General features: G+C 54.9%; 2 protein-coding genes and 1 pseudogene. All 3 read right to left on the bottom strand.

The features are described from left to right. Nucleotides 1–436, bottom strand: a pseudogene (locus NKI72_RS35065) (transposase); the annotation flags it as partial. Between the two features lie 73 nt (nt 437–509). Continuing rightward, nucleotides 510–782, bottom strand: a complete 273-nt coding sequence (locus NKI72_RS35060; RefSeq protein WP_352474379.1) for a colicin immunity domain-containing protein — start codon at nt 780–782, stop codon at nt 510–512. Beyond that, entirely contained in the window at nt 779–1,036 is a 258-nt protein-coding gene (locus NKI72_RS35055) for a colicin D domain-containing protein (protein ID WP_352474380.1), read from the bottom strand. The genes NKI72_RS35060 and NKI72_RS35055 overlap by 4 nt, the downstream gene beginning before the upstream one ends. Nucleotides 1,037–1,244: the final 208 nt, after the last annotated feature.

Below are 1,244 nucleotides of genomic sequence, written 5' to 3'. Positions count from 1 at the left end.
TCGCCTCGAGCCAGTTCTCGTGGATCTCCACCGCCAATGCCCGAACCAGCCGCAGACAGCTCCGCGGGTTGGGGAAGATGCGAACGACCAGGGTGCGCCGCTTGATCTCCTGGTTCAGCCGCTCCAGCATGTTCGTCGACTTCATGTGCTTGTGGTGAGCTAGCGGCAGCCGATAGAAGCTCAGCGTCTCCTCGATGTTATCTTCCACCCAGTTGACCAGCTTCGGGTATTTGGCCTGCCATTTGGCGATCCACTGCGCCAGGTCGCGTTTGACCTCGGCAAGGTCGCGCCGGTCGTAGAACCATCTGAGCTCCATCAGGCAATCGTCGTCGATCTTGCGCGGCACGTAGTCGAGCGCGTTTCTGAGGAAGTGCACGTAGCAGCGCTGCCAGACCGCCTCGGGCAGCACTTCGCGGATTGCCGCCGGCGAGCCCGCTTGAGCTCTGTCACGAACTCGCGCCGCTGTAGAGCGGGATTGAGATAATTGCTTTCGGTTATCCCGGTAAGCCTCATGGGAGCCGGTCTAGGGCCTCCGCAACTTTTACTCTCAGTTGTGCTTCGTCAACATAGAATCTAGGATTCTCTCTAATCAAGCTGATATCGGAAGTGTATGAGTCAATGTCAGCAAAGATCTCATCTATCACCTTAAACTCCTGCTCTGGGATGGCTCGCGTCTCATCCTTAAATTTCTTTAAGTAAATTTCTACCAACTTAGGAGCATCTATTTCCCTTGCGAGAAAGGTTTCAACCAACGCACGATATTCGCCAGATACGCTGCTCATAGTCCGCCTCCCAGTTTTCCGGTCGTCAAGACATATTCTAACTGCTTGGGACTGAGCTTCCATCCAGACAGGAGATTTCCTGAACTATCGCGAATGACATTCAAGCCGGTTTGCGGGTCGACGAAGTGCGTTACTGATTGCCCTTGATAAGCTCCTTGGATGGCCTGCGTCATCTCGGCCTCCAAAGCCTCCTGCACCACAATCTGCAAGACCTTGCGAAAGCCGTCCTCATCCGACGACAGCAACGCTTTCAACTCGCCCTCTGCTCAGTCTAATTTCTCGATTGGTCATGGCACTCCCCTTCCACGGGAATAGGTAGTCGAAACGTCACCAGCGTGCCATGGCCGCTCGCCCCTCAGAGCAAGCCCCGTTCTCTCTCCAAAACTTTTTGCAGAACCTTCAGCACATCTGTGGACGCCCCCGTGAGCGCAAGAAGAATCTTCGAAAGGCAGTATAGCGGCG

Origin of the sequence: Mesorhizobium sp. M0437 (assembly GCF_040321335.1) — a bacterium.
Classification (GTDB): domain Bacteria; phylum Pseudomonadota; class Alphaproteobacteria; order Rhizobiales; family Rhizobiaceae; genus Mesorhizobium.
The sequence above is the reverse complement of the archived record's forward strand: the minus strand, read 5'-3'. Positions and strand labels throughout refer to the sequence as shown.